At 32.6% G+C, this 26,584-nt stretch carries 19 protein-coding genes and 1 tRNA gene; 19 read left to right on the top strand and 1 reads right to left on the bottom strand.

The genetic code is table 11. From position 1 onward, the window contains the following. Positions 1 to 25: 25 nt before the first annotated feature. From secD to ACGH4F_RS06880, 18 genes are all read left to right on the top strand, one after another. Entirely contained in the window at positions 26 to 1,882 is a 1,857-nt protein-coding gene (secD, locus tag ACGH4F_RS06965; protein ID WP_267378351.1) for a protein translocase subunit SecD, read from the top strand. 30 nt (positions 1,883 to 1,912) lie between these two features. Continuing rightward, the gene (gene secF, locus ACGH4F_RS06960) at positions 1,913 to 2,899 is read left to right on the top strand and encodes a protein translocase subunit SecF (RefSeq protein ID WP_411590612.1); all 987 of its coding nucleotides are present in this window, start codon (positions 1,913 to 1,915) and stop codon (positions 2,897 to 2,899) included. A 126-nt stretch (positions 2,900 to 3,025) separates the two neighbouring features. Beyond that, positions 3,026 to 3,101 (top strand) — tRNA-Ala (locus ACGH4F_RS06955). Positions 3,102 to 3,617: 516 nt separating this feature from the next. Next, the gene (locus tag ACGH4F_RS06950) at positions 3,618 to 6,752 is read left to right on the top strand and encodes an autotransporter outer membrane beta-barrel domain-containing protein (RefSeq protein ID WP_411590589.1); all 3,135 of its coding nucleotides are present in this window, start codon (positions 3,618 to 3,620) and stop codon (positions 6,750 to 6,752) included. 385 nt (positions 6,753 to 7,137) lie between these two features. After that, the gene (locus ACGH4F_RS06945; protein WP_267351494.1) at positions 7,138 to 7,269 is read left to right on the top strand and encodes a hypothetical protein; all 132 of its coding nucleotides are present in this window, start codon (positions 7,138 to 7,140) and stop codon (positions 7,267 to 7,269) included. A gap of 704 nt (positions 7,270 to 7,973) precedes the next feature. Next, complete coding sequence (locus tag ACGH4F_RS06940) at positions 7,974 to 9,704, top strand: hypothetical protein (protein WP_267351496.1); 1,731 nt, start codon at positions 7,974 to 7,976, stop codon at positions 9,702 to 9,704. Between the two features lie 382 nt (positions 9,705 to 10,086). Continuing rightward, a complete protein-coding gene (locus ACGH4F_RS06935) occupies positions 10,087 to 10,716 on the top strand; it encodes a transglycosylase SLT domain-containing protein (protein WP_065559009.1) in 630 nt (209 codons plus the stop codon). A 15-nt stretch (positions 10,717 to 10,731) separates the two neighbouring features. Next, positions 10,732 to 11,001, top strand: a complete 270-nt coding sequence (locus ACGH4F_RS06930; RefSeq protein ID WP_267351499.1) for a TrbC/VirB2 family protein — start codon at positions 10,732 to 10,734, stop codon at positions 10,999 to 11,001. A gap of 19 nt (positions 11,002 to 11,020) precedes the next feature. Then, positions 11,021 to 13,837, top strand: a complete 2,817-nt coding sequence (locus ACGH4F_RS06925; protein ID WP_267351501.1) for a VirB3 family type IV secretion system protein — start codon at positions 11,021 to 11,023, stop codon at positions 13,835 to 13,837. A gap of 14 nt (positions 13,838 to 13,851) precedes the next feature. Then, on the top strand, positions 13,852 to 14,601 hold the full coding sequence (locus ACGH4F_RS06920) for a type IV secretion system protein (RefSeq protein ID WP_267351502.1): 750 nt from the start codon (positions 13,852 to 13,854) through the stop codon (positions 14,599 to 14,601). A gap of 156 nt (positions 14,602 to 14,757) precedes the next feature. Beyond that, positions 14,758 to 15,612, top strand: a complete 855-nt coding sequence (locus ACGH4F_RS06915; protein ID WP_267351504.1) for a type IV secretion system protein — start codon at positions 14,758 to 14,760, stop codon at positions 15,610 to 15,612. Further along, positions 15,609 to 15,794 carry a hypothetical protein gene (locus ACGH4F_RS06910; protein ID WP_267351506.1) on the top strand — a complete coding sequence of 62 codons (186 nt, stop codon included), beginning with the start codon at positions 15,609 to 15,611 and terminating at the stop codon, positions 15,792 to 15,794. Before ACGH4F_RS06915 ends, ACGH4F_RS06910 begins: the two co-directional genes overlap by 4 nt. Next, positions 15,795 to 16,493, top strand: coding sequence for a virB8 family protein (locus ACGH4F_RS06905; RefSeq protein ID WP_267351508.1), 699 nt, complete (start codon positions 15,795 to 15,797; stop codon positions 16,491 to 16,493). It begins immediately after the preceding gene. 5 nt (positions 16,494 to 16,498) lie between these two features. Further along, entirely contained in the window at positions 16,499 to 17,371 is an 873-nt protein-coding gene (virB9, locus tag ACGH4F_RS06900) for a P-type conjugative transfer protein VirB9 (protein ID WP_267351510.1), read from the top strand. A 9-nt stretch (positions 17,372 to 17,380) separates the two neighbouring features. Then, a complete protein-coding gene (locus tag ACGH4F_RS06895) occupies positions 17,381 to 18,481 on the top strand; it encodes a TrbI/VirB10 family protein (RefSeq protein ID WP_267351512.1) in 1,101 nt (366 codons plus the stop codon). Next, a complete protein-coding gene (gene virB11 / locus ACGH4F_RS06890) occupies positions 18,478 to 19,491 on the top strand; it encodes a P-type DNA transfer ATPase VirB11 (RefSeq protein ID WP_081299148.1) in 1,014 nt (337 codons plus the stop codon). The genes ACGH4F_RS06895 and virB11 overlap by 4 nt, the downstream gene beginning before the upstream one ends. Continuing rightward, entirely contained in the window at positions 19,472 to 19,909 is a 438-nt protein-coding gene (locus ACGH4F_RS06885) for a hypothetical protein (protein ID WP_411590584.1), read from the top strand. Before virB11 ends, ACGH4F_RS06885 begins: the two co-directional genes overlap by 20 nt. A 206-nt stretch (positions 19,910 to 20,115) precedes the next feature. Then, on the top strand, positions 20,116 to 21,078 hold the full coding sequence (locus ACGH4F_RS06880) for a TrbM/KikA/MpfK family conjugal transfer protein (RefSeq protein ID WP_411590583.1): 963 nt from the start codon (positions 20,116 to 20,118) through the stop codon (positions 21,076 to 21,078). A gap of 482 nt (positions 21,079 to 21,560) precedes the next feature. On the opposite strand, the gene cas3 is transcribed toward ACGH4F_RS06880, so the two are convergent. Then, complete coding sequence (cas3, locus tag ACGH4F_RS06875; RefSeq protein ID WP_411590582.1) at positions 21,561 to 24,254, bottom strand: CRISPR-associated helicase Cas3'; 2,694 nt, start codon at positions 24,252 to 24,254, stop codon at positions 21,561 to 21,563. Between the two features lie 545 nt (positions 24,255 to 24,799). Here cas3 and ACGH4F_RS06870 point away from each other — a divergent pair. Continuing rightward, positions 24,800 to 26,584, top strand: a complete 1,785-nt coding sequence (locus ACGH4F_RS06870) for an extracellular solute-binding protein (protein ID WP_411590611.1) — start codon at positions 24,800 to 24,802, stop codon at positions 26,582 to 26,584.

Below are 26,584 nucleotides of genomic sequence, written 5' to 3'. Positions count from 1 at the left end.
GTCTAACCCCACAAGAGAATATGTCGTGTTAAATCGCTATCCTTTGTGGAAGTACATTATGTTGGTCGTCATAATTTGTGTCGGCCTACTTTATGCGCTTCCTAATATTTATGGTGAAGATCCAGCTATACAGATTTCTGGCTCGGATAGTGCCAAAATTGAAACGGCTACGCAAAGCAATGTAATAAAATTGCTAGCTGAAAATCACATCGATATCAAGTCAATTGTTTACGAAAATGGAACCATTTTAATTCGATTTGCTGATAACGATACGCAACTTAAAGCCAAAGAACTTATTTCAAAAGATTTAGGTGAAAATTATATTGTTGCTTTAAATCTAGCGCCCGCAACGCCAAAGTGGCTTTCCATGTTTGGTGCTTCACCTATGAAATTAGGACTAGATTTGCGTGGGGGAGTTCACTTCTTGATGGAAGTGGATATGACAACGGCATTAGACAAACTCGTAGAGCAATCAATTGAAAACCTAAAATCTGATTTTAATAATAGCAAACTAAACTTTAAATCCTTGAGTCGCAATAGTGAGCAACAAATCGTCATGGAGTTTGTTAATACACAAGATCGAAACAAAGCCATTGCTAAAATCAATAATTTACAAGATTACAAGATTGACTCTCAAAACGACAACAGCATCATAATCAATATAAGTGAACAACGCTTACAACAAGCTAAAAACGATGCTGTTCAGCAAAACACAACGATTTTACGTAACCGAGTTAATCAACTAGGTGTTGCTGAACCGATTGTACAGCGTCAAGGTTCGGATCGAATTGTTGTTGAATTACCGGGAATTCAAGATACCGCATTGGCTAAACGCATTATTGGTGCAACTGCTACACTTGAGTTTAGACAAGTAAATGAAAACAATTCAGCGGATTTGGCTGCTATCATTAACGGTCAAATGCGTGTTCCTTATGGTTCAGAAATAAAATATATGGAAAACGGGCGTCCGGTACTGTTATATAAACGCATTGTCCTGACTGGTGACCATATAACGGATTCTTCTTACCGATTGAATGAATATTCCCAACCAGAGGTTTCTATTACCCTTGATAGTTCAGGGGGAAAAACTATGCTCGATTTTACTCAAAAAAATCTGCATAAATCAATGGCTACTTTATTTGTCGAATATAAAGATACTGGTAGACGTGATGAAAATGATAAACCAATTTTTGAACGACTTGAACGGGTTATCAATGTTGCAACAATTCAAGGCATCTTCAGTGATCGTTTTCAGGTTACAGGCATTAGTAACATTAATGAAGCTAAAAATTTGTCACTTTTACTACGTGCCGGCGCATTAATAGCGCCAATTCAAATCATTGAGGAGCGTACTGTTGGCCCATCAATGGGGCAAGAAAATATTACTCAAGGGTTAGAATCTTGTGTATGGGGATTATTAATCTCAGTTATTTTTATGTTAGTGGTTTATCGACTATTTGGAGTATTTGCGAGTTTAGCGTTAGTTGCTAACTTAATATTAATTGTTGGTGCGATGTCATTATTGCCTGGTGCGACGTTAAGTATGCCGGGTATAGCTGGTATTGTATTAACTGTCGGTATGGCTGTTGATGCAAACGTACTGATCAATGAACGAATAAAAGAAGAACTGAGTAACGGTCGTAATGTTCAACATGCGATTAATGAAGGATATGCAGGTGCTTGGAGCAGTATTTTTGATGCAAATATCACTACATTAATTACTGCGGTTATCCTTTATGCAGTCGGTACCGGTTCAATCAAAGGTTTTGCGATTACATTAGGTATCGGTATAGTAACATCAATGTTTACATCTATCGTCGGTACTCGAGCATTAGCAAATCTTATTTATGGCGGTCGTCGCGTCAACAAGTTATCAATTTAGAGGTTTATTGTGATTGTTACTAGTAATGATATAAAAAATCATGATGTTAAAGAACTAAATCATGGTCGCAGAGTCCTCGACTTCTTAAAGTTTGGTTTTATTGCTTTTGCAATATCAATGTTACTTGTTGTTGGATCAATTTATGTAATTTTGACCAAAGGATTTAATTTGGGACAAGATTTTACAGGTGGTACAACAGTCGAAATTACGGTAACCAAACCAGTAAATCTTGACGACATCCGTGACAGTTTACGTAATGCTGGCTATCATGAGCCCGTTGTTCAATATTATGGAAGCAGTAAAGATATTATCATTAGACTTGCTTCAGAAAAAAAGGATGACGGTAGCGTATCTTCAGTTATTGATAATGCGTTAGGAGTCAACATTTCAAATTTAATTCATAAAGATATTGATGCAAATGCAGAAATAAAACGAATTGAATTTGTTGGACCAACCGTTGGTTCTGAGCTTGCTCAAGATGGGATATTAGCTATCTGCGCGGCATTGGTTTGCATATTAATTTACATTGCATTTCGTTTTGAATGGCGATTTGGAACAGGTGCGGTTGTTGCGCTTGCGCATGATGTCATCATCACTGCGGGCTATTTATCACTGTTTGATCGGGAGTTGGATCTCACCATAATTGCTGCCATGCTTTCAATTATCGGTTATTCACTTAATGATACCATTGTAGTATTTGACAGAATTCGTGAAAACTTCAGGAAAATTCGTCGAGCATCGCCTTATGATGTGATTAATATCTCATTGACTCAAACCTTACACCGAACTTTAATGACATCAGGTACAACCTTGGCAGTAGTCATTATTCTCTATATTTTCGGTGGTTCAATGCTAAAAGGTTTTTCAGAAACATTGGGCGTTGGTATTGTTTTAGGCACTATTTCGTCAATTTATGTAGCAGCTTACATGTCACTAAAATTAGGCGTTAAACGAGAACACTTTATGCCGCAAAAAAGTGAAGCTGAGGGTGCTGATCAACCTTCAATTATGCGCTAACTTTTACACTCTGCTGGATGCCCAGCAGAGTTATATCAGACTGTTATTTAAACAAATGATATTAAATAGATTGACACCTATTATCGAGTTGAATATTATTAGCCACAGTTTTATCCCTTTCTACTTGGGGCCATAGCTCAGCTGGGAGAGCGCAACGCTGGCAGCGTTGAGGTCAGGGGTTCGATCCCCCTTGGCTCCACCACTTTTTAAATTCATGTGTCAATGTTAATCAAACACAAACGATGACACTAAAGATATTAAATCCTACTTCATTATCATTCCTGTTATCGCGTTACTCATTCTCCTAAAGGCATATACCTACAAGTAAATATCTGAATACATCTATAATTAAAATAGGCAAAAGCTAAAACGAAAATTTAACTATCTTGATTGCATAAGGCTTTATTAATAATCCTAAAAGATTATATATACCGTTACTATGCCAAAATTCGCGAGAAAATCATATAAAGTTAAAGAATAGTAAAGAAATGTATATAGTAAGTAAATAATATTTAATTTATAATAATTATGTAAGGTTGATTTTGTGAATCTCCCTGACAAAACATCTATTTTAAACGATGAATAGATCAATATGTTTTAAAACTGACATTCTGTTTTTATGAAAAATAAAAAATAGAACGACATGATGTAATGAAAATTACATCATGTTTTTTTTGATTTAATTTTAGGTTAAATATTTTATAGGCTATTAATTTATATGAAAAATCATAAGTTTTCTGTTGTATATCAAACTATAGCATTAATAACGCTTTCCAGCGCGACTTATGTTAATGCTTTACCATGTAGTATCGCAAATGGTCAAATTAATGCCACTAACTCTTGCGAGACGAATGAGAATAATCTTACCAATATTAATGTTAACGCAGGGGCGACAGTTAACCATGATACCGCTAGTAGCTTAATTATCAATAATCCTGGGATTGAGTCAAATAGTAACGGAATTAATGTAACTGGTAGTAATGCGAATTATTTATTAAACGCTTCCGATACAACAAAAGATATAACAATCGATATCGGCGACAATAAAAATCAAAGAGGTCGAGGTATTTCTGTTGAAAAAGGTGCCACAGCAACCGTTAAAGCAAATAACGTGACAATCAAATCAAAGGATAAATATACCAACGATTGGAATGCAAACAATGCATTATGGGCAGGCTCTGGCGGTCAATTAACTATTTTTGCTGATAAATTAGATTTATCAGTTGAAAATGCCACAACACCTTATGGAACAATTGGTGTCAACAACGGTAGTATAAAAATCCAAGGTAATAATGGATTGTCAATTGCGACAATTTCTAACACTGGTGGATCAAGTGCCGGCATATGGGCAGAAGGCAAAGGAACGATAGATCTTGATCTTGTTAAAATTAATACTGATTCTTCTCAAGATTATGTCATGGGGGTTTATACTAAAAATAAAGGGTCAACCGTCACATTTGCTGGAGGTGAAATTGGTAGCCTTGCTAGTCGGGCCGGTTCAGCAATTCGAACATTGGAACAGTCACAGGTTATTGCCAAAGGTTATGATAAAGGATCTTTAATTATACAGACTAATGGAACGGATTCACGGGGTATTCGAGCAACGGGTGGTTCATCTGTCATTTTAAATAACGACAAACACAGTAATTTTGTCACGCAAATTCATACTACAGGAAGCATTTCTGATGGTATTAACGCTGGTCGATTAGGGACAATGCATAAGGATGGAAAAATCTTTAAGCATGGCGGTGAAATAGGATCGGAACTCGCGTCTTCAAGCATTGAAACTTATGGTGAAACTCATATAAAAACAGATTCAGAAAATTCTTATGGTCTTCGACTTATTGGTGATGGAGCAAGCATAAAAATGCATGCGTTGGATGGACAAGGTCGTAGTACGATTCATTCAGCGACCACAGCAATACGTTTTAATTTTGGCAATGGTTACAGTCTGAATGAAGATGGTTCTTCGGCAAAAGATCTTGCCCAAAATATGATGCTCGAAAATGTAGACATTACCAGTGATGGAAAATCAGGCAAGTTCGAATTGATTAATACCAGTGATAATAACAGTTTTATCTGTAAACTTGGTGGTTGTGACAAAAATGGAAATAATACCTATGCTAGCGGTAATTTAATTCAGGTCGGGGATCACAGCCTTGATGTCGGTATGTTATCGCATATCAACGATAATAATTTAGCTATGACTGTGGCTGATTCAGTAAAAAATGGTGTGCTGTTATTAAAAAATAGTTCGGCAACAGCGGCTGAAAATACCGATCTATTAAATGTTACTTATGGTGGTGGAACGGCTAAAGTGACTGATAAGGTTTCAAGTAGTTTTAATTTGACGTCTAATGCATCGATCTTAAAAGGGAGTATCTTTACGGATAAAACCTTAGACAAAGACAATCAAACAAGTCAATCCAACATAAGCTTGAATAATCAATCTACATGGTACATTCAACGTGATTCAAATGTGACTAATTTAAATGTCCAAGATAGTGAAATTTATCTCAATCGCTATGACAATTGGAAAGATGAGCAAGGTAAATTACTTGAAAATGCTAACCAACCTTCAAATTATACCGTCTTAGAGACAAATAAACTAACGGGTAATAATAGTCGTTTTTATTTCCAAACTGATATTGTTAACCAAAAAACAGATAAATTAATAATAACCGATAAAGATGGGACGAATGGGCAACATTATGTCATTGTAAAAAATGATGGATCGCAAAGTACGACAGGAACAGAAAAAATTGACATCATTGAAACTAATGGAAATCATGCCGATTTCAAATTAATCAATAAAGTTGAATTAGGTGGTTATGAATATGATCTCAGACAAATTACTGATCCTGATTCAGACGAACTTGGTGGTTGGGAGTTATATAGTACAGGTTCAAAACAGAAACCTTCAAAACCATCAAAAACTTCAACGGCTCAAGCAACGCTAAGCTTTGCAAATACTAACTATCTGCTTGTTTATATTGATATCCAAACTTTATTACAACGAATAGGTGATTTACGGAATATATCGGATCATCAAGGCGATTTTTGGATTAGAGGCGTCGTTGGTCAATTAAACTCATTTGCATCAGTTGATTATAATGATTATAAAATGAATTATTGGGGGCTACAAAGTGGTATTGATAAACTGGTTTATGAATCTGAAAATGGTCGTTTCTATTTAGGTGGTATGATTGGCTACTATGATGTAGATCAAGATTTTAAACAAGGAAGTGGTTCAGGAAAAAACTATAATGTTGGTCTCTATTCTACTTATATCACCAATAACGATTTTTACTTAGACGGCATTTTCAAATTATCCAAATTAAAAAATCAATTTGATGTTAGAGATAGCCAAGGTAAAAATATTTCGGGTAAAGGGAATACCCACGCGCTAAGTCTATCGTTAGAAGCAGGGAAACGTTTTTACCTTTCTGATGAAAAACAAGGGATATATACAGAACCTCAGCTACAAGTTGTTTATACTCGTAATGGCGCTGATTCAACAAAAGCGAGCAATGCACTCAAAGTTAAATATGATCGCTATAACTCATTGATAGGACGTACAAGCATCATAATGGGATATGCGATACCGAATATCAAAAATCAAACCAATATTTACTTAAAAACAGGGTATGTTAAAGAGTTTGATGGTGATACTTCTTACCGATTAAATCATATCAAGGAATCTAATCAATATTGTGGACATTGGTTTGAAAATGCACTTGGTATAAACGCAACCATACAAAATAATCATCATATCTACAGTGAAGTCGATTTTGCTAAAGGGAATAAGTTTAACAAAAAGCAGATCAACTTGGGTTACCGATACAACTTTTAATAACAATAAAATCCTAACAAACTAACTTTATAAGCTTATCCTTATTGGATAAGCTTTTTTTATATATGTCGTAACCAAATATTCCCCCTAATTGAAATTTAATGAGCGATCAGTTGAACAAATAATTTTTTTAATTACAACAGCAAAGTTATTGGTTTTTGTACGATGAAAGTAATATAAACCTTAGAATCTTATTCATGACAATTGAATGTTCCCTTTATCATTAATTTAATAATTATTAAAAAATTCATGATTTTATAAAGGAAATCAACAATATTGATAACACTATCATTAAATTCTTGGCATATCGATTTGAACAGGTCAAACAAGCCAGTAATTTAAAAAGAAGACTTCTGATATTTACGCAAGTGGAGGTTTTGAGTGTATGCTTGAAAAACGAGAACAACAAGCTAATGAATTCGGATTGAATGATGAAATCATCAAACATTTAAACGCTAATCTTGTACAACATTTTATTGAGGAAGCATTGAAATACGTTAATAATCTAGCAAAATAATCATATCGTAATTTTATCAATGACAATAAGAAATTAAGTCTATTGTATGAAAAACAAAAGGTTAATATAAGTAAATTTCACTGCATTAAAATTTACTTTATCACTCACTTCATCACAAATCTTATCCAAAAACAGCTTGATGCCTATCCTATTTTTCGAAAAAATAACCGACTTACGTCAATAGATTAGCTAACCAATTTGGTAATAATTTATAAAAAAATAATAAATTGAAAGTGAAATGAACAATTGTTTATAACCGTTCTAACAAAATCATTAAACAGCAGTATTGAAGTTGTTTTAAATCTTTAATGGGTAAAAGTATGAAATCTTTTTACAGTATAAAACTAGCCAATTTTCTGAACTTTTTTTCAACGAATTTCTTTTATCATAGTGCAGAAATGCTATTTTTAATCTGGTTCTTCCTATTTTCATTCATATTTTTTTCATTAAAAATCACTCAAAATATATATCAATTAGGCATGATTTCTACGACAAGAGATGAAGGGAAGTTTGAACTTTCAGTCGATGGAAAAAAAAGAAAAAAGTTTGCGTTCAAATATATCAATTATGATAACCCTGTCAGCAATATCTTTTTCATCAGGCTATTTGGCGTTGTTTTAAACTATTTATCAATTATTTTTTGTTTTATCATTCTATCTAACTTATTAATAAATATTGTTTTTTATTTTTTGGGTTTAGGTAAAATGATTAATTTAAAGTACTATAAATACTATCTTTTTAGTGAATATAATATTTATGGCATTGCATGGATATTTGTTGCATTTGTTGTAGCGGTAACTTGTTATCTGATTATCTATCATAAATATACAAAACAGTTTTTTTCAGAATTAGATAAGAAAGTTAATGAATCAATGATTTCAAATATTAAGAAATCTGATTTAAGAAGCGGTAGTTTATTGGATGTTAAAGATTTAAAATTTAATGAAGTCGATATTTATGATCCATCAGATTATTATCAAGAAGCGAAACAAAAAGATTCGTTATTTCTTGGTATCGATGATGAATCGACCCCCATATTTTATAAAAAAAGTATATGGAATGAAACTAACGTACAAATAATCGGAAAAATGGGAAGTGGTAAAGGTGTATTAGCAACATCTGTATTTATCCAATGTTATGAAAACTATAATGATTTCAACGTATGGTTCGACCCTAAAAACGACGAATGGGCTTATAGTGTTTTCAAGAATAAATCAAAGAAAGATCAGTTCTTTTATATAGATCTTAATCGAGATGCAGAGCCTCAATTTAATATATTCCAAGATATTACCGTCACAGAACTTAATGAATTATTTGTAGCCGGTTTTGGACTTGGCAGAACAGGAACAAATGCTGACTTTTATAAAATTGGTGATAGAAAAGTATGTCGTGAATTGGCTAATCAGTTTGAGGATGAACCAGATAATATCAACATCAACACGATTATGGAAAAATGGAATAAACTACCTAATGAACTAAAACAGCAAGGTTCAAGTTTTTTCGGTCAGCTTGAAGAATTATCTGAATTAAAGTGTATTCAAACTGATAAAGGAATTAACTTAAAAGACATTATATCTGGCAATAAACCCGGCATGTTATATATAACAGGATCGTTAAGAGATGAAAATGTTGTTATGTTACAAAAAATGTTGCTGTTAAGAATAACGCAGATCATCGAAAAAAGGGACAGAAAACAAGATTTAACACACATTAATATCATGCTTGATGAAGTTCGATATATTTTATCTAAAAACACGTTAGAAATGATGGGAACAATACGAGATAAAAAAGCAAATATTATCTATACTCACCAATCGTTAGGTGATTTAGTTGGGGCAAGCCAAGATCTTGATCCTGCATCGACCAAAAATATCATGCTCGACAATGTTGGACTAAGATGGATATATAAACTTGATATAAAAGATAGTGCGGAATGGGCAAGTAATTTAACTTCAGAAACGCTAAAAGATGTAGAAAGAAGAACTTTAAGCTTAAATGATGCAAACGTAGAAATGGCAAGCAAAGAAACAACCATCTTTAAACAAAAAGCCAATTATATTGAAACGAGTGTTATACAGAATTTACCGAAACGCTGCGGCTTAATTATCGGATTAGAAGGCTTGCCTAAGTTAGCTTACAGTAGCCCAATAATCGTATCTAAATTAGATAAAGTATTACAGATAGCACCTAGATTGGAACTTACCTACAAAAAAACAACACCAAAAAACAAGGTTGAAAAACAACCAGTCAAAAAACAGAAAAAAAATGAGACCACTGTCGATAAAGAATTACTTAATCAAACTACAGGATTAGAAGATTTTTTAGCATCCAAACTTAAAAAAGATAAAAACCTATCTGATGAAATAATGATTGACATCGAAAGTAATCCTACCGCTCAACCAACGATTATAAATCATGAAGTGATTAAAGATTAACAATTTGTGATAACGATTTCAAAAAAAACATAAGGGTAACGTACGTACTAAAAAATTTTTACGTTTCAATAACTATAGTGAAAAGCTTATTCTGTCTAGTTTTTGGTTATCTTTTTCCAAAAAAAATCGTTATATTTCGTAAAGATAATAATTAACAAACAACAATTATAATTACAAAATTTACTAAATTAGAACTGAAAATATCGAAAATAGCTATTATAGTACGACCCATCTTTACAAATTCGTTTCAATTAGCGATTTGTGCGATTTTGAAAATAAATTAATAAAAATCAAATAACTATAAACAAAAAATAAAATAATAAAAAATTACAATAATTTGTAATCGTATATCATTATATTAGGAATAGAAGGAAATGAGGAAGTGGAGTTAGTTACGCTTTTAACAGCTTGTGCTTTAAATGTAAGTTCTGATTTATTAGAACCATTAATTCAATTAGAAAGCGGTTATAACCCTTATGCTATAGGTGTTGTGGGCGCTTCTGTTCCTCAACCTACTTCTTTAAATGATTTTTGGCACACTATTAATGATTTAGAAAAAAGAAACAAAAATTATTCGGTAGGTCTTGCTCAAATCAATATCAAAAATCTTCATCGATTTAATATTCCTGTTCTTGATGCGGTAGAGCCTTGTAACAACATCAAATTATCAAGTGTCATATTGAAAGATTGTTACTCAAATTATCAAGATATAGGAAAAGCATTGAGCTGTTATTACAGTGGCAATGATAAAACTGGTTTTAAGCGTGATTTTAATAATAGCTATGTTGAACGATTTTTAACATCTTATGCTAACAAGCAAGAAAATGTTGTTATCAATTTTGATTATGACCAATTTTATCAACTCAAAAATCAAGTTGAAAATTATCATCACAATCAACCATCAACACAAATTGCTAGATCATCAAATGTTAAAAATACTAATCAAGTAAAAAATTTTTCTAATCACAAGAAAAAAGAATCGTTTTTGAAAAAAACAATCAATATGAACTAAAGGAGAAAGAATAAAATGAAATTAATCAAAAAATTATTTTGGTTGTCAATTGGGATTTTGATTACTAATCCAAGTTTTGCTGTCGGACTTTCTAAAACCGAAAGTGGTATGAAAAATTTGCAAACTTCGATACATGCCATTGTAGGGGTTGTATTTCTTATAACAGGACTCATTGTTGGTGTTTTAGTTTGGCGAGGATCAAAAACTTGGGAGGAGTGTTCTAAATGGGTGATTGGAGTTGCATTTGCAGGTGGAGCGGCAGAATTAATAGGTATTTTCTTTTAAAAATAAAAGTGTCAAATAAATGGAAAAAGATATTTTATACAAGGCATTAACCAGACCCGCACTAGTGTTGGGATTACCGTTACAGTTAATCATATTTATCGCTTGGATAACTGTAATGCTATGTATGTTTATTTCATACTTTTTTGTCGGTTTAGGTATTTTCCTTTTTATTACCTGTGTTGCTTTAAATAAAAAGGATGAAATGTTTTTTTCTATATTGGGAAAGAAATTATTGGTTTCAAGCGGAACGACCAGTTTGTCACAAAGTAAAAAGCTATATGGCAATAATATAGATTATGTAACATCATCGTCTTATCGGGCAATAAAAGTGGATAATAATATTAATTTAAAACATTTTTCAACTATCGAAAAAAACATACCTTACTCAAGTCATATCGATAATCACATTATTATTAACAAAAATGGTGATTTAGTGGCAACATGGGAAGTAAAAGGTATTTCCTTTGAAACAAAAGGTGATGATGAACTTGATATCAGAAAAAATGAACTTGATAATTTTATTCGCTCATTTTCAAATGAAAACATAGCAATATATGTAAATGTCATCAAAAAAAATACAGATATCAAAATAGGCGGTGATTTTACGGGGTTTTGGTTTGCTGAACAAAATAATAATCGATATCTCGATTACCTAAAAAGTCAGCAGAATAAAGAGACTTTTATTTATGTTTCTTTGGTGATGAAAGGCGCGGATTTACAAGATAAAGCAGATAGCTTCATTACCAGTATAATTACAAAATTGATAGGGAAAAAATCGATTAATATCAAAGAAAAACAAGATTTCATTGATAATAACTTATTACAAATGAAAGATCTTTGTTTCAGATTTGATAAAGGATTATCTGAATTTGGCTCAAGGCGACTAGGGTTATATAGGAAAAATGACTATGTTTATTCAGAATTGATTGAATTATATAACTTAATATTAAGTGGTATTGATCGACCTATAATAATCGAACCGACAAGGTTATCCAACCTATTAGCCACGTCTGATTATTATTTTGGTGAACAGACAGTTATCGCAAAGTCAAATAATCAAACTAAATACATAAAATGCGTTGAAATAAAAACTTATTCCAACGAAACCAATCAAGGTATTTTTGATTTTCTTCTCGCTTTACCGATAGATATTTGTATAACGCAATCCTTTTCTATTTTATCAGCCAAAAAAGGAGTGGATTTAATAAAAAGGAAGAAAAATCAATTTGAATCATCAAACGATGATGGTGTGTCTCAAGTTATGACTCTTAATTTATTTATTGATGATTTAGCAAGTGGTAATATTTCGATTGGAGAATACCATTTTAACGTATTTATTCGTGCCAATACGTTTGAGCAAGTCCAAAACCAATCAAAAGAAATTATACAATCGCTAAATAATAAAGGGTTTATTGCACAAGATAGCACAATATCATTAAAACCTAATTTCTTTGCGCAGTTGCCTTCAAATTTTAAATATCGAACACGCGTCGTTGAAATCACCAGTAAAAATTTTGCAGGAACAACGGGATTACACAATTTTTTAGCTGGTAAACGAATCGGCAATTGTTGGGGAGATGCGTTAACGGTATTACAAACTAGAGGCGGACAACCCTATTATTTCAATATTCATGAAGAAAACGCATTTACTAATGATTTAGGTAAAGATCTAGTCGGAAATTTCATGATCATTGGTGGAACAGGCGCCGGTAAAACGGTTCTTGCATCCTGGATATTGGAACAAAGTTTAAAATTTAATAGTCCAACATCGTTTAAAACCAATGTATTAGAACAAACCAAAAAATTTAGATTTATCTATTTTGATAAAGATAGGGCTGTTCAGATGCATATGTTAGCCTTAGGTGGAAAATACATTAGTCTCAGAAAAGGTTTCAATACCAATCTAAATCCTTTTGCGCTTGAAAGCACGCAAGAAAACATTAATTTTTTAGTTTCATTCATAAAACTACTTTGCTCATTAGACGGTGGCCCTGTATCTGTATTACAAGATAAAGAGATATATAGAGCCGTTAATCAAGTCATGTCCCGAGAAAGAAGCAAAAGAAGTTTTGGTATTTCTTTATTACTTCAAACATTGGACATAGAGCAGGCAGAGGATAAACGAGAAAAATCAATTCATGAAAGACTGCAAAAATGGAGCCGAAATGGTTTTTTAGGTTGGGTATTTGATAATGAAATAGATGATCTTGATATCGAAAAGTACAATACTTTTGGCATTGATGGTACAGAGTTTTTAGATGATAAGGAAATTTTAGATCCGTTAATGTTTTACATTCTCCATAAAATAAAATTGTTATTGAATGGTCAACGGATTGGTGTTTTTATCGACGAAATACAAAAATATGCAGAATGTCCTACGGTTGACAACATGATCGATGATCTGTTTAGGGTTATCCGTAAATTACAAGGATTTATTGGCGGTGCAACGCAAGATCTGACTTCGATTGAACATACCAAAACATACAAAGTACTACTAACACAGACAGAAACTAAAATAGTTATGCCAGAAAAAGTATATCGGGAAGATTATTTTATTGAACGTCTAAAATTTACTGAAAAAGAGTTTCAATTGCTAAAGACTTTGAAAAAAGCAGATAGAGAATTTTTAGTGAAAAAAACCAGTGTCGATACCGGAAAACCTGAAAGTATCGTTTGTCGATTAAATTTAGGTTGCCTAGGTGAGAATTTACGTATATTGAGCATTGGTTCATCAGAACGAGCAGTCGCCGATAAACTAATAGCAGAAACAGATGACGCTCAAATCTGGATTAAAAAATTAGGTCAATTATTACAAGCTGAAAATATGAATCAATAAAGGGAGAGGAAACAATGAAAAAAACAAAATTATTAATGTTAAGTTTATGCTTTATATCTTATAACGCATTATCTGGAGGTGTTCCTGTATTTGATGGTGCTGCCAGTATAAGAGCACTCAATGAGTGGCAAGAAAAACTACAACAATGGCAATCAACAAACAGTTTTCATAATAGTAATCTTACTTTAGGTCAGGAACAACTGGGTACTTTAAGAGGTATCGAAGATCAAGTTCGAAATTTTAATGTTAAAAGCTTACTTAAAGATATTAATGCCATTGATAAAATTATGCCTGACTATAACGCAATAATCAGCGGAAAATTTTCACAAGAATCTAATGCATTAGCATCAAAATTAGATATTAATGGTCGATGTGGAAATAACATTAAAGAGCTGATTAATCTTTGTAAATCGGAAAATTTGAACTTAGCGGCTAACTATATTGCAATGGAAAAAGTTAATGAACAAATAAATGTCATTTCGGAAAAAATAGGAAAACTAGCCGATGAAGTCGCACAATCTAAAAATATTAAAAACAGTACAGATATCAATAATCAAATCACATTATATAACAACCAATTAGCATTATTAGATCGAAAACTAGCACTTACACAAAAACAATATGAATCTAATCAAGAATTAATAAATAAGCAAAGAGAGCAAATTATCGATGAAATAGAATTACGACCGACTACACCAACATTTCAGTTCTTTCAGGATGAGTTAGATAGAAACAATCGTAATGTTAGTTTTGATGGTTTTTAAAAAAGTTTAAAAAAATAATTAGGTCTTCTTCAATTATTTAGCTTATTTGCGTTGTTAACAATACATATATTGATAATATTTTAAGATTTTTGGGGAATGCCTAATAGGCTAATATTACATTATAAAATAGTCTTATAGGGTTGGAGAAAATTAAAAATGGCAGGAGTATTTACTACACTTCAGAAGTTTGTTGATAAGTCGCTTGCAGCAGTTACCGCCCCCAAAATTACGGAATTGGTGAGTGCAATCAGTGAAATATTCGGAAGTATCATGTTGTTATGGGTAACCTATAAAAGTATTGAAATTGCGCTGGGGAGTAGGCCTTTCAGGCTTGGAGAACACATTCATAAAATATTAATAATCTCTATTGTAACGAGTATTGCTTTTGATGCTGATGGGTGGATAAAAACAGTTCTAGACATAATAAAAGAAGTTAAAGGTGTTTTAGTAGAAAAGGGAGGAGCAATTGCACAACTAGATAGTCAAACAGATAAGTTTAATAATGCCATAGAACCGATCATTAAAAAAGCATTTATGTTTGAACGTCCTTTTATTGCAGTAAGTTTCTGGGCATGTTTCTTCATTATGGCAGGAAGTTGTCTTTTTGCATTATTAACATCTGAAATTATTTTGGCGTTTGCTTTGCTCTTTACACCACTGGCAATTTTGTCGTTATCATTTGAAAATACCAAAAAAGTGTTTGAAGGATGGCTGTCTGCAGTAGTCGGGGCTATAATTACAATGGTATTATCTGGATTGATGATGTCATTAATGTCAGGATTTTTAAAAACACTTTGCGATTCCATAGGTAAGTATCCCCAATCATACCGAGTAATTTGTGCTGCATGTTTATTCTTTGCCATTTTCTTTTATTATGTTATGTCAGAAGTAAAAAAGTTAGCTCAAGCATTTACAGGGTTTACATGTGGTTCAATTCTGAATGCATGGGATGGAGCTGTTAACACAGTTAAAACTACAGCCAATGTCGCATCTAAGGTAGCAGCATTATGATTCAAAAAATAATTAAACATGGAAAAAAAATGAAAATAATTATAATTTCTCTATTATTTTTAACGTTAGTGGTAGGCTGTGTTAAAAGAAAAAATACTGTTCCTCTTGAAAATAACCAATTACAAGCAGTAAATAGTGACATTATTACTTATCAACTAATAGAAAATATAAAGGCGAAGTAAATGTCAGACAAAAAAAGTATACATGTTATAGATGAACTTACAAAAGAAAGTCTAACTTTCGAAAAAAATATTATCCAGAATCAGGAAAAATCCAAAAAATTAGCATGGATAGTAGCAAGTATTTTTATCTTATATTCGCTAGTGTTAACGGGGTCATTTGCATTTTTATTACCATTGAAAGAGACTCAACCCTATGTTATTCGAGTCGATAGCAATACAGGCTATACTGATATTATTCCATCCTTAACGGATCAATCCTTTACGCCGGATGAAGCACTCGATCGATTTTGGATAGCTCATTATATTGAATTACGTGAAAAATATGTTTATGAAACTCTTCAACAAGATTATGAAAGAGTGCAATTATATGGATCAGCAAATGTTAATCGGCAGTACATCGGCTTATTTAACGCAGATAATGCACCCTACAAATTGTATGGGGATGGTTATGCTATCGAAGTAAAAATTTTGTCTATAAATTTGGGGGTAAGTGAAGGAGAGACTAACACGAAGACTGCAATTGCACGGGCAGAATTGACAAGGGTAAACCTTGCTAACAATGAAAGAGTGAGCAAAAGAATTTTTGCTACCATAGCATATGACTATAAACCAAATTTATCACTAGCGTTAAATCATAGAACGTCCAATCCGTTAGGATTTCAAATATTATCTTACACCGTCGATACAGAAAATAGGTAATTTTAATGAAAAAGCTGATTACATTTTTAATAGTATTAATCACGTTTAATGCATATTCCGAAACCGATCCCCCAAAATCTAATTTTGATTATCGTGTTCGAGAGCTTGACTATAATAATGATGATGTAACTAAAATCATTGCGGTAGATGGTTACACCACAACCATAAAATTTTCAGATAATGAATACATACAATATGTAACCACCGGTTTTGAAGAGGGTTGGCAACATAAAATACAAAATAATTATTTAATCATAATGCCCAAACCTATCGACAATGGGGAAGGGACATTTTATAAACCATCATCACCAGATTGGAATACCAATTTAATTGTGATTACCGATAAAAGGGAATACTCATTCCAATTAATGATAGATGAAAAACAAGATAATAACTCTTTTATTGTACGCTTTAATTATCCGAAGGATAGAGCCTTAGCCATAAAAAATGAAAATATAAGAAAAGCAAAAATATATCAAGAAGAGAAAAACAAACAACTTATAACAAAATCATTAGGCAAGTTAAGTACACCAGTGAACTGGAATTATTACAAATCTGTTAATAAAGGAAGTGAAAGTATTGTACCGGATTTTGTTTATGATGATGGCATACTAACCTTTTTAGGGTTTTCCAATGAAAAAGAGATCCCAAGTGTATTTTTGGTGAATAAAAATAAATCAGAAGAAATGCTCACCTACAATATGCGAGCCGATGTATTAAATAATTACCGAACGTTAGTGGTTCATAAAGTGGCAGAAAAATTAATTTTAAGAAATGGTAACAAGGTTGTTGGGATTTTTAATCAGTCTTACGGAACCTATAAACCAGAATATAAAACAACAATAAGCGATAATGTAATCAGAGTGATCAACCAGTAAGGATAGAAAATGAGTGTCAATCAAAATAATATGGAGTCAAATGAAGAAAATTTGAAATCGAATATCGCTGATGAATTGAAAAATGAGAAAAAATCAAAAGGAATATCATTTAAAACAATTTTCATGTTGATGATTGTTATCGCTATTGTGTTATTTATGTTAGCAAAGGGAATCTTATCGCTCAAAACATCATTAACAGCAGATAGACATGAAGCAGAACCCGAAGTTGTTACTGTTGATAATAGATCATTTAATATTACAAGAAATACTAGAAATCCTGATAATCTTTTACCCCCGAATGATCCAGAAAATGGTGTTGATCCAGAAAATCCAATCCCAAATGAAGTTGAAGTAGAGTCAAAACCCGTAATTATAAAAGGGCGTTTTGGATTAGCTAAAGGTGATGATAAAGATGTAAAACAACAAGAAACTCAACCAATAGTTCAACCAATACCTCAACAACAAAGTTCTGTCGATAACGAAAAAAACAAACAAGGTACCAAGATTGTTAAGGCGGAAGTATTAAAACTTAACCCTAATTTATCAATTTACAGGGGAACATTTATTAAATGCTCATTAAGGACAGCATTGATTAGCCAAATTAGTGGTGATGTTGGATGCATTATCAGTGATGATGTTTATTCGGCAAATGGCACGACCTTACTCATAGAAAAAGGTTCAATAGTTAATGGAGCCTTCAGACGAGCCAGTGTTAATCAAGGTGACGATAGAGTGTTTGTTTTATGGGAAGAGATCAGAACACCCAATAATTTAATAATAAGAATTGATTCAGGGGCGAGTGATGTATTAGGTGGCCAAGGTATTAGTGGTTGGGTTGATAATCATTTTTGGACTCGTTTTGGTAATGCTGTGTTAGTTTCTTTGATGAGTGATCTGTCAAGTGCTGCTGCATCACGATTACAAAAAGAACACACTTTTACTGATTTAAATAATACCACTCAAGGTGGAACGGATGTTGCTAAATCGATAATTGAGAAAAATGTTGATATTCCACCAACAATATATCGTAATCATGGTGATAGTGTTGGTATTTACACTAACCAAGATATTGATTTTAGTGATGTTTATAAATTAGAGTACAGAAAATGATGAATACTATTTTTTGGGAAAATACAGAAGTTTTATTTGGAAAATACCTATCAGATCCGAAAATAAAAGAAATTTGTGTCAATCCTGATGGTGCATTGTGGGTTGAAACAACTGACGATGAATGGATAAAAAAAGAATCGATTGAAAACGATATAAAAAAACCAGGTTCACTTTTACAATCTTTTGCGACGACCGCGGCAAATTACAATAATACAAAATTAGGTGAAACTAACCCCTTTTTAAGTGGGACATTAATCAGTGGTGAAAGAATACAATTAGTTTATGCACCCGCATCTAAAAACTTAATTGTAGATATCCGAAAAAATCATAAAACCAATGTACCGTATCAAAAGTATGTTGAACAAGGTTTATTTAATGATATCAAAGCATTTGGTGATAAAAGTAGAGATGATGAAGAGTTAAAAGAACTTTATCTTAGCAGAAATTTCGTCGATTTTATAAAAAAAGCCGTAGCTGTAGGTAAAAACATCATTTTTTGTGGTGAAACAGGATCGGGAAAAACGACCTTTATGAAAAGCTTAATGGAGTTTATACCATTAAATGCACGGTTAATATCTATCGAAGATACAGAAGAGTTAGCCTTTTTTAATCATGGTAACTATGCCCAACTTTTCTATGATAGCCAATACAAAGAAGAAGATCCGGTAACGCCATCAAAATTATTAAAAGCATGTTTACGATTAAAACCAACCAGAATTCTACTGGCTGAAATACGAGATCAAGTCGCCTTAGATCTCATCAAAGTAATTGGTAGTGGCCACAATGGAACACTATGTTCTTATCATTCACCTACAGTTGAAATGACTTTTCAAAAAATGGTGACTAATGTAATGGAAAATCCTAAAGCCGTGGGATTAAGTGATAAAACTGTTGCTAAAATGATAGGGTTATCAATTGATGTAGTCATTCAAATGTCAGCTTTTTCTGGTTCAAGAAAAATTACAGAAGTCTATTTTAAGGATGTCGATTATGAAAAGTTATTTAATTAAAGGGTTATTAATTATATTAATAGGATACCTAACAGGTTGTTCAAATCCACCTAAACCACCTGAATTGAATAGTGACAACTATAAATCTGTATATCAAGATCAACTATTTCGATATCCGACAAGTCGACTATCACCTAATGAACAAATTATAAAGGACTTTAAAGATAAATCAGTGATTTATACTGTAGTAGGCGAGCCAATTAAAGAGTCAGACAAAATAACTGTCATTTTTTTAGCAACTCATGCCGATTCAATAAAAATAATTGGCAACAAAAAAAATATTTATCTCTATGAAAATTATTTCAGAAAAATAGGGATTAAATGCCAATTTGTAACAGAAGAAATGGTTGATAAAAATGAATTTGTCACATTTATATTTTCAGGAAAACAGGGGGATAAGATTGTAAAATCAAAATAAAATGTAAAACATATGTTATTAAAAAATAACATGGGAATAGGAAAACAATAAAATAATAAAACTAAATAAAACCAGCGATAACATCTAAAAATAACGAATGATAAGTGTATTAAAAGATGTTATTCAATGATTAAAACAATGAAACACAAATGTATATCAAAAAACGAAATTGATAACATTTAATTACTATAAAAGCAGGTAATATTATGAAAAAAATAAACTATTTTAAAACAATTATCATATTTACTGCTTTTTTTTCATTAAACAGTTTTGCTGATGAAAAAGAAGACTTAGATAGATACCGGTTTGAATATAAAACAATTATGTCAAAAGAACATATATCACCAACAGAGCAGCTCAAAGCTAGCGATTTAAAAGAGAAAATACAACTTATTGAAAAAAACAACCCATCTTTAAAAGAAGATGACAGAAGTATAATCGATAGGCTTGCCGAAACTAAAGAATCAAAAATAGTTACAAGCTCAAGTCCTGCTAATACAAACGATATAGACTATCGCGAAAACGTGGGAATATCAGATAACCTGACTCATTTTACTAATGACAAAAAAAATCGATTTAATATAAACCAAAAAGATCTTTCTAATGATCAAGCAATAGCTTGTGGTGTTATTTTATGTTTATCTTCAGTAACAAGACCGAGTGAATGTACATCTTATCTTAAAAAATTCTTCTCAATAAAAGTAATTACCAGAGGGATTTTCAATTGGACAAAAACGCTAACAGCAAGAAAATCTTTTTTAGCAATGTGTCCGGTTGATAATGATGACCAAAATTTAAATAACCTAGTCAACGATATTATTCCAAACCAAAAAACAGATTGTACAGCTGACGAATTAAACAACTTGCAAGATAAAAAAGGTGATAGTATAAGAACCATTGCAAAATTACCAGATTACTGTGAAGCATTAGCCAACCATGCCTATTCTGATATCAAACTACCTACCTATCATTGTGATGGAACCTATTATTCAAACAAAGATTGGCGACGAGGTTACAGTGCGATAATAATTAGAGGAAAAAATCCGAAGAAAGAATATGATGCATGGAAGAGTCAAGGAAATAAAGGGCATATGGAAAAAATAAATTTTGGTTATGGTTATTTTAAACATTACCCAATTACCAAAAAATGTTGGAAAGATGAAAATTAAGCTAATTCAGAACTGATTTCTGACATGAAAATATAAACAGCAAACTATCAATTTGAACAACCAATAGTTGATAATGACTGTTAACGAAAACTAAAAAGTTAATCCTTAACACTAAGGATTAACTTTGTTGGTTAAAATAACAGTGAAATTTATGATTAATGGTATCAAATATTCAACTCACAATCTTTTTTACACACAAAATATCATCTATTGCATCAAACAATATCGTAACTGATTTTAGTCGCTTCTTATACACATAAAAACACTCATGACCAGCAATGGGTAGTTTAAAAGCTATTATGAAAAGGTTTACATAAAATAAATTTTAAAACCATAATCCTAAAATATCCTACGAATCCTATCGCTAAAAAAATTAAACAATTAATACATTCTTCCTTTTTACCTATTTTGAGCAGTAAACAGATAATTATCAAAAAATACGTAAATAATGAATAAGTACCGTTATCGAATAAAAATTTATCCTAGATAAACCCCAATTTTCTAGAATAAAAGTCTGATTTTTCATTGAGTAAGACAATTATCGCTGTTGGTCTATGTATTTGTTGTCTGAGTTTTTCTAAACTCGTTTGATCAAGTTGAGGGATCTGATTTTTGATTTTTTCCCATTTTGCACGTCTTAGCGAAATTCGACTTTGCTCCCAGGCATATTCACTATGACTAGAGTAAGGAATAATTTTTTCATTTTGTTGATAAGCTAAATAGATATCAACACTATCTTCTGATAAACGAGTCGCCACTTCGACTTCGTTATCCCATCCCATTTTTGAATCACGCTTATAACCTTCATTCAAATTTAATACGTTTTGATTGGCGATAGACGATTTACTTAAATTAGACCCTTCAGCACCATAATAACCTTTTTGTAATCCTGCTGGTGGTTTAAGCTTGGGATCATAAACGGATTCAATTAATTGCCTTGCATCATCTGGCATTTTAATGCAACCTTGCTCGGATAGTGTCTTTTGGGTATACCATAAATGAGCCGGATTAGCGTAAACATAACTGGTATTTCGAAAGGCTGGTTCGTCAAGCCAATTCGCGTTAGGTTCAGCTTGCCAATCTGGGGCAAGCACGGTTAGGGTAGGGGGATGGCGTTCATCTAGCGATTGATTTTTTTCATCATATGGCTTGATATTGCCATGTTTATCGCGAACATGCCGTTGTAAACGTCCAGCTCGTTGTATCAATAAATCTATCGGGGCAATATCGCTGATCATTTCATCAAAATCAAGATCCAAGGATTGTTCAATCACCTGTGTTGCTATAATGACTTTTCCTGCACGAATTTGATGATTCGATGTTTTTCCAGCCCATTGTAATGTTTTTTCTTCAATGTCCAAACGGTCACAATAGGCAAAACGGCTATGAAAAAGTAGGATTTGTGTATGATCCAGTTGTAAATTGAGTTGAATTTGTTGATATAGACTAATTGCATCTTGTACACTGTTTTTGATCCAACAAATAATTTTACCTTGTTGCATAGCTTTGCTGATTTTGTCTATACCTGCTTCAATATGGTTAATCCATTCGATATTTACTTGGCGTTTAACTTCTTGTCGGGTTTCAATCGCTTGTTTAACTAAGCCGTTATGATTAAGCTGTGTCATAAGTGGAAAAGGTAATGACTGTTCTAATTCTAAAACTTGTTTGTTGCCAGTTAAGCCTTTATAAAAGGCATCGAGTAGTTTTTGACGCAGAAATAAAGGTAATGTTGCTGTCAAAATAATAGCACTGCCACCTTGTAACGCATGGTAATGTAATAGGTTTTCGAGTAGTTTTACCATGTAACTGTCATAAGCATGAACTTCGTCTAATATCAGTAATTTATGGCGTAATCCTAATAAACGTAACGATTGATGTTTGAAAGGCATAATTGCCATTAACGCTTGATCTAACGTGCCAACCCCAACTTCAGCTAATAACGATTTTTTTCGAGTATCAACAAACCATTCATTACATTCTCCACTCACCGATTGTTCACCTTTAGGGTATTTTTGCTGGCTAATTTCATCGTGATTTAAAATTGTTTGAGTAAAATGCGGATTCATATAGCTAGACCCATGAGCCAGTACCAGCGAAGGATGGCTATCAGCTTGATATAATTGTTCGTAGACTTGAGCGGTACGCTGATAAATAGCATTAGCTGTTGCTTGCGTTGGTAAGCCAATATAGATACCCTGTGCTTTTTTAGCTGTCATAAGCCGATGTGCTAAAATCATTGACGCTTCCGTTTTTCCTGCACCAGTCACATCCTCCATAATAAAAAGCTCTGCACCATTATCAGAAAGTTGACAGGTTAACGCTTGTTGCTGTAGTGGTGTTGGTTTTTCAATGAAAGGAAACAAATTTTTAATATCACTAAAAGGAGTGATTGGTGAGGCTGTTGGTAAAGTGGCAATGGCTTTTTCTGCTTTCAACATCGCATGATTGTGCCAATATTCATCAAGTGGCATGGGCTGTGAACAAAACGGAAAAAATTGTTCATTTGAACCAAGCCAATCACTGATTACGGTTAAACCCGCAATTAACCAACTTATTTGTTTTAATTTTTTATGATAATTTATATCAAAAAAATGACAAGCATGGTGTGCTAGATTGTTATCGACAATAAACAATTGATTCAGTGCGATAATATAGTCTAAAGCCGATTGTTTATCTTGTTCATTAAATGATAAATTACCATAAGCTTCTCGTTCTGGTGGCTTGCCATGATGTCCCGTCATAATATGCAGCCATGTGTCATATAATTCATCAATATCTTCATTATGTTGTTCAAGCTTAACGTTTGGTTGGTGTTTAAGTGAGTTATTCCATAACCAAAAACCAAGCGAATCATGTCTAGAATTATAGCTTTTAGATGGATCGACGCTGACAAGCTGCGGATGATTGTGTTTAAATAATGCTTGAAATCCATTCGCAAATTTACCAATATCATGCCAAGCCAAAAAATAAGCAAACCAAAGCGCTGCTTGATCGATATCTTTTGCAGAAAAACCAATTTGTTCAAATAATTGCGAAGAGTTAAATAAATTTTGTTTAACTATTTGATAACCACACGCAGCGACATCTAAATTATGATAAGCAAGTAAGTGATAACTACTGTTGTCAGAACTTTGATGGCATTTGCCCCAATATTGATAAAATGGCTGAGTCACTAAATGTATTCCTTGATTGTTTTGCTACTGTTTTGTCCGTTTTATTATTTATGCTTATTTAACTTAATAATTTTCATTAAATTTCGAAAAATTTAGTTTGTTAATATAATACTGTTTAGTATAAAAATGAAACAAAATCTTTTATACTGAAACATAAAGTAAATGTTAAACTTTTTTGATGATTAATTAATTAGTCAGATTATAATGGTGGTTGTACTGGGTGAATTTAGTGCTAATATTTAGATTTTGCTCACTTAATTGAAGTTTGGCAAAATAGAATATTTTAACTAATGAGGGTAAATAATTTTAGTCATTATCGATGACAATAAAATTTTGCGCTAACAAATAAATTTAAAATTGATTAAAACAGGAATTAAATTAGGATGATTCGTCAAATCAAACCCAAAATAAAATCAGTACTCATTGCTTGTTGTATGAGTGGATTTGTCATTATTCCTCAATCTGTTAATGCCAATCAAACAGAAGACAAAACAACGCAACAAACGTCACAAGCTGTAGAGCAGTCTTCGGATAGTCGTCAGCAAATGGCAATGCGTGACATAGTTCAAACGAACGAACAGATTTATCATAAAACTATTTTTTCGTTATTAGGCGAACCTAAATATCCTGACAATTTTGAACATTTAGAGTATGTGAATCCAAATGCGCCGAAAGGTGGAATTATTAAACTAGCTGAGATTGGTTCGTTTGATAATTTCAATCGCTATGCCAGTCGTGGTGCGCCGGAAAAAAATTCAGGTGCATTATATGATACCCTTTTTACGAATACCGCAGATGATATCATCAGTTTTTATCCTTTGATAGCAACGTCGATTACTTATTCTGATAGTTATCGTTGGGCTGAAGTTTTAATTAATCCTAATGCACGTTTTCAAGATGATCAGCCAATCACTGCTGAAGATGTGGAATTCACCTTTAATAAATTTATGACTGAGGGTGTGCCTCAATATAAAGTCTATAATCAAGGCGTGACGGTTAAGGCCTTAGATACTTATCGAGTTCGTATTGAATTGCCAAAATCCGATCGTGAAAAATTACTTTCATTTGTCGGCAATATGCGCGTTATTCCAAAACATTTTTGGCAACATCATAATTTTTCAGAACCCTTAACGACCCCACCGGTTGGTAGTGGGCCTTATTTTATTAGTGATTATAAAATGGGGCAATACGTGATTTATCGCCGTAATCCTCATTATTGGGCGAAAGATTTACCCGTTAATCGAGGTTTAGATAATTTTGATGAAAAACGCATAGAATATTATATGGATAGCAGTATTGCATTAGAAGCCTTTAAGGCCGGTGAATATGATTTTCGGGGTGAGTCCCAACCTAAAAATTGGTTTACGCAATATCAAGGTCATTATTTTGACACAAACGATATCATCAAGCAGGAAAAGCCGATAAAAACTGCCACCGATACAAGATGGTTAGCCTTTAATTTACAAAAAGATCTGTTTAAAGATATTAAAGTTCGTGAAGCGATTACGTTAGCATTCGATTTTGAATGGTTAAATCGTGCTTATTACTATAACAGTTATAAAAGACCGACCAGTTTTTTTGAAAATACAATTTATGCTGCAAAAGGAACCCCTACCGAACAGGAGCTAAAATGGCTGAATATCTATAAAGATATTATCCCTGAACGTGCTTTTGGTGATGCTTATTCATTGCCTAAAAGTGATGGTCAGGGTTTTAATCGTGAAAATTTATTAAAAGCAGCCCAATTACTCAATCAAGCTGGCTGGAAAATTGAAAATGGCGTGCTTGTCAATGCAAAAACTAAGCAACCTTTTGAATTTGAACTTATTGCTTACCTTGGTGAAGATATTAAATATGCTATTCCATTTCAGCAAAGCTTAGCAAAATTAGGTATTAATATGAAAATTACGTTGTTAGATTCGGCTCAACACTTACGCCGTATGCGTGAACGTGATTATGATATGATGGCTCGTAATTATGGGGCAGTGAATTATCCAACGTCAGATCTGATGATTCTTTGGGGGAGTGAATATCTTAATTCGTCATGGAATGGTTCAGGTTTACATAATCAAGCCATTGACGGTATCATCGCCGAAATCACCAAGAATGTCGATAATCAAGAAGCATTAATTCCACTAGGACGAGCGCTTGATCGTATTCTTACTCAAGAATACCCCATGATCCCCATGTGGTATAATAGCCAAACATTTTATGCTTACTGGAATAAATTTGGGCAACCAGACATCCAACCCACTTATGCAATAGGCGTGGATAGTTGGTGGTATGATGCTGATAAAGCAGCTAATTTATCTAAGAATAAGGAACATTGA

Source organism: Gilliamella sp. CG35 (assembly GCF_046635745.1).
Lineage (GTDB): Bacteria > Pseudomonadota > Gammaproteobacteria > Enterobacterales > Orbaceae > Gilliamella > Gilliamella apicola_I.
Note: the sequence above shows the minus strand (reverse complement) of the source record. Positions and strands in the feature narration are given on the sequence as shown.

Excerpts from the sequence above, each read along its gene's own strand:
- ACGH4F_RS06905 (WP_267351508.1), top strand. The coding sequence starts at position 15,795 with ATGTCAGACAAAAAAAGTATACATGTTATAGATGAACTTACAAAAGAA.
- ACGH4F_RS06870 (WP_411590611.1), top strand. The coding sequence starts at position 24,800 with ATGGCAATGCGTGACATAGTTCAAACGAACGAACAGATTTATCATAAA.
- virB11 (WP_081299148.1), top strand. The coding sequence starts at position 18,478 with ATGATGAATACTATTTTTTGGGAAAATACAGAAGTTTTATTTGGAAAA.
- ACGH4F_RS06925 (WP_267351501.1), top strand. The coding sequence starts at position 11,021 with ATGGAAAAAGATATTTTATACAAGGCATTAACCAGACCCGCACTAGTG.
- virB9 (WP_267351510.1), top strand. The coding sequence starts at position 16,499 with ATGAAAAAGCTGATTACATTTTTAATAGTATTAATCACGTTTAATGCA.
- ACGH4F_RS06945 (WP_267351494.1), top strand. The coding sequence starts at position 7,138 with ATGCTTGAAAAACGAGAACAACAAGCTAATGAATTCGGATTGAATGAT.
- ACGH4F_RS06920 (WP_267351502.1), top strand. The coding sequence starts at position 13,852 with ATGAAAAAAACAAAATTATTAATGTTAAGTTTATGCTTTATATCTTAT.
- ACGH4F_RS06895 (WP_267351512.1), top strand. The coding sequence starts at position 17,381 with ATGAGTGTCAATCAAAATAATATGGAGTCAAATGAAGAAAATTTGAAA.
- ACGH4F_RS06910 (WP_267351506.1), top strand. The coding sequence starts at position 15,609 with ATGATTCAAAAAATAATTAAACATGGAAAAAAAATGAAAATAATTATA.
- ACGH4F_RS06885 (WP_411590584.1), top strand. The coding sequence starts at position 19,472 with ATGAAAAGTTATTTAATTAAAGGGTTATTAATTATATTAATAGGATAC.
- ACGH4F_RS06915 (WP_267351504.1), top strand. The coding sequence starts at position 14,758 with ATGGCAGGAGTATTTACTACACTTCAGAAGTTTGTTGATAAGTCGCTT.
- ACGH4F_RS06880 (WP_411590583.1), top strand. The coding sequence starts at position 20,116 with ATGAAAAAAATAAACTATTTTAAAACAATTATCATATTTACTGCTTTT.
- ACGH4F_RS06930 (WP_267351499.1), top strand. The coding sequence starts at position 10,732 with ATGAAATTAATCAAAAAATTATTTTGGTTGTCAATTGGGATTTTGATT.
- ACGH4F_RS06940 (WP_267351496.1), top strand. The coding sequence starts at position 7,974 with ATGATTAATTTAAAGTACTATAAATACTATCTTTTTAGTGAATATAAT.
- ACGH4F_RS06950 (WP_411590589.1), top strand. The coding sequence starts at position 3,618 with ATGAAAAATCATAAGTTTTCTGTTGTATATCAAACTATAGCATTAATA.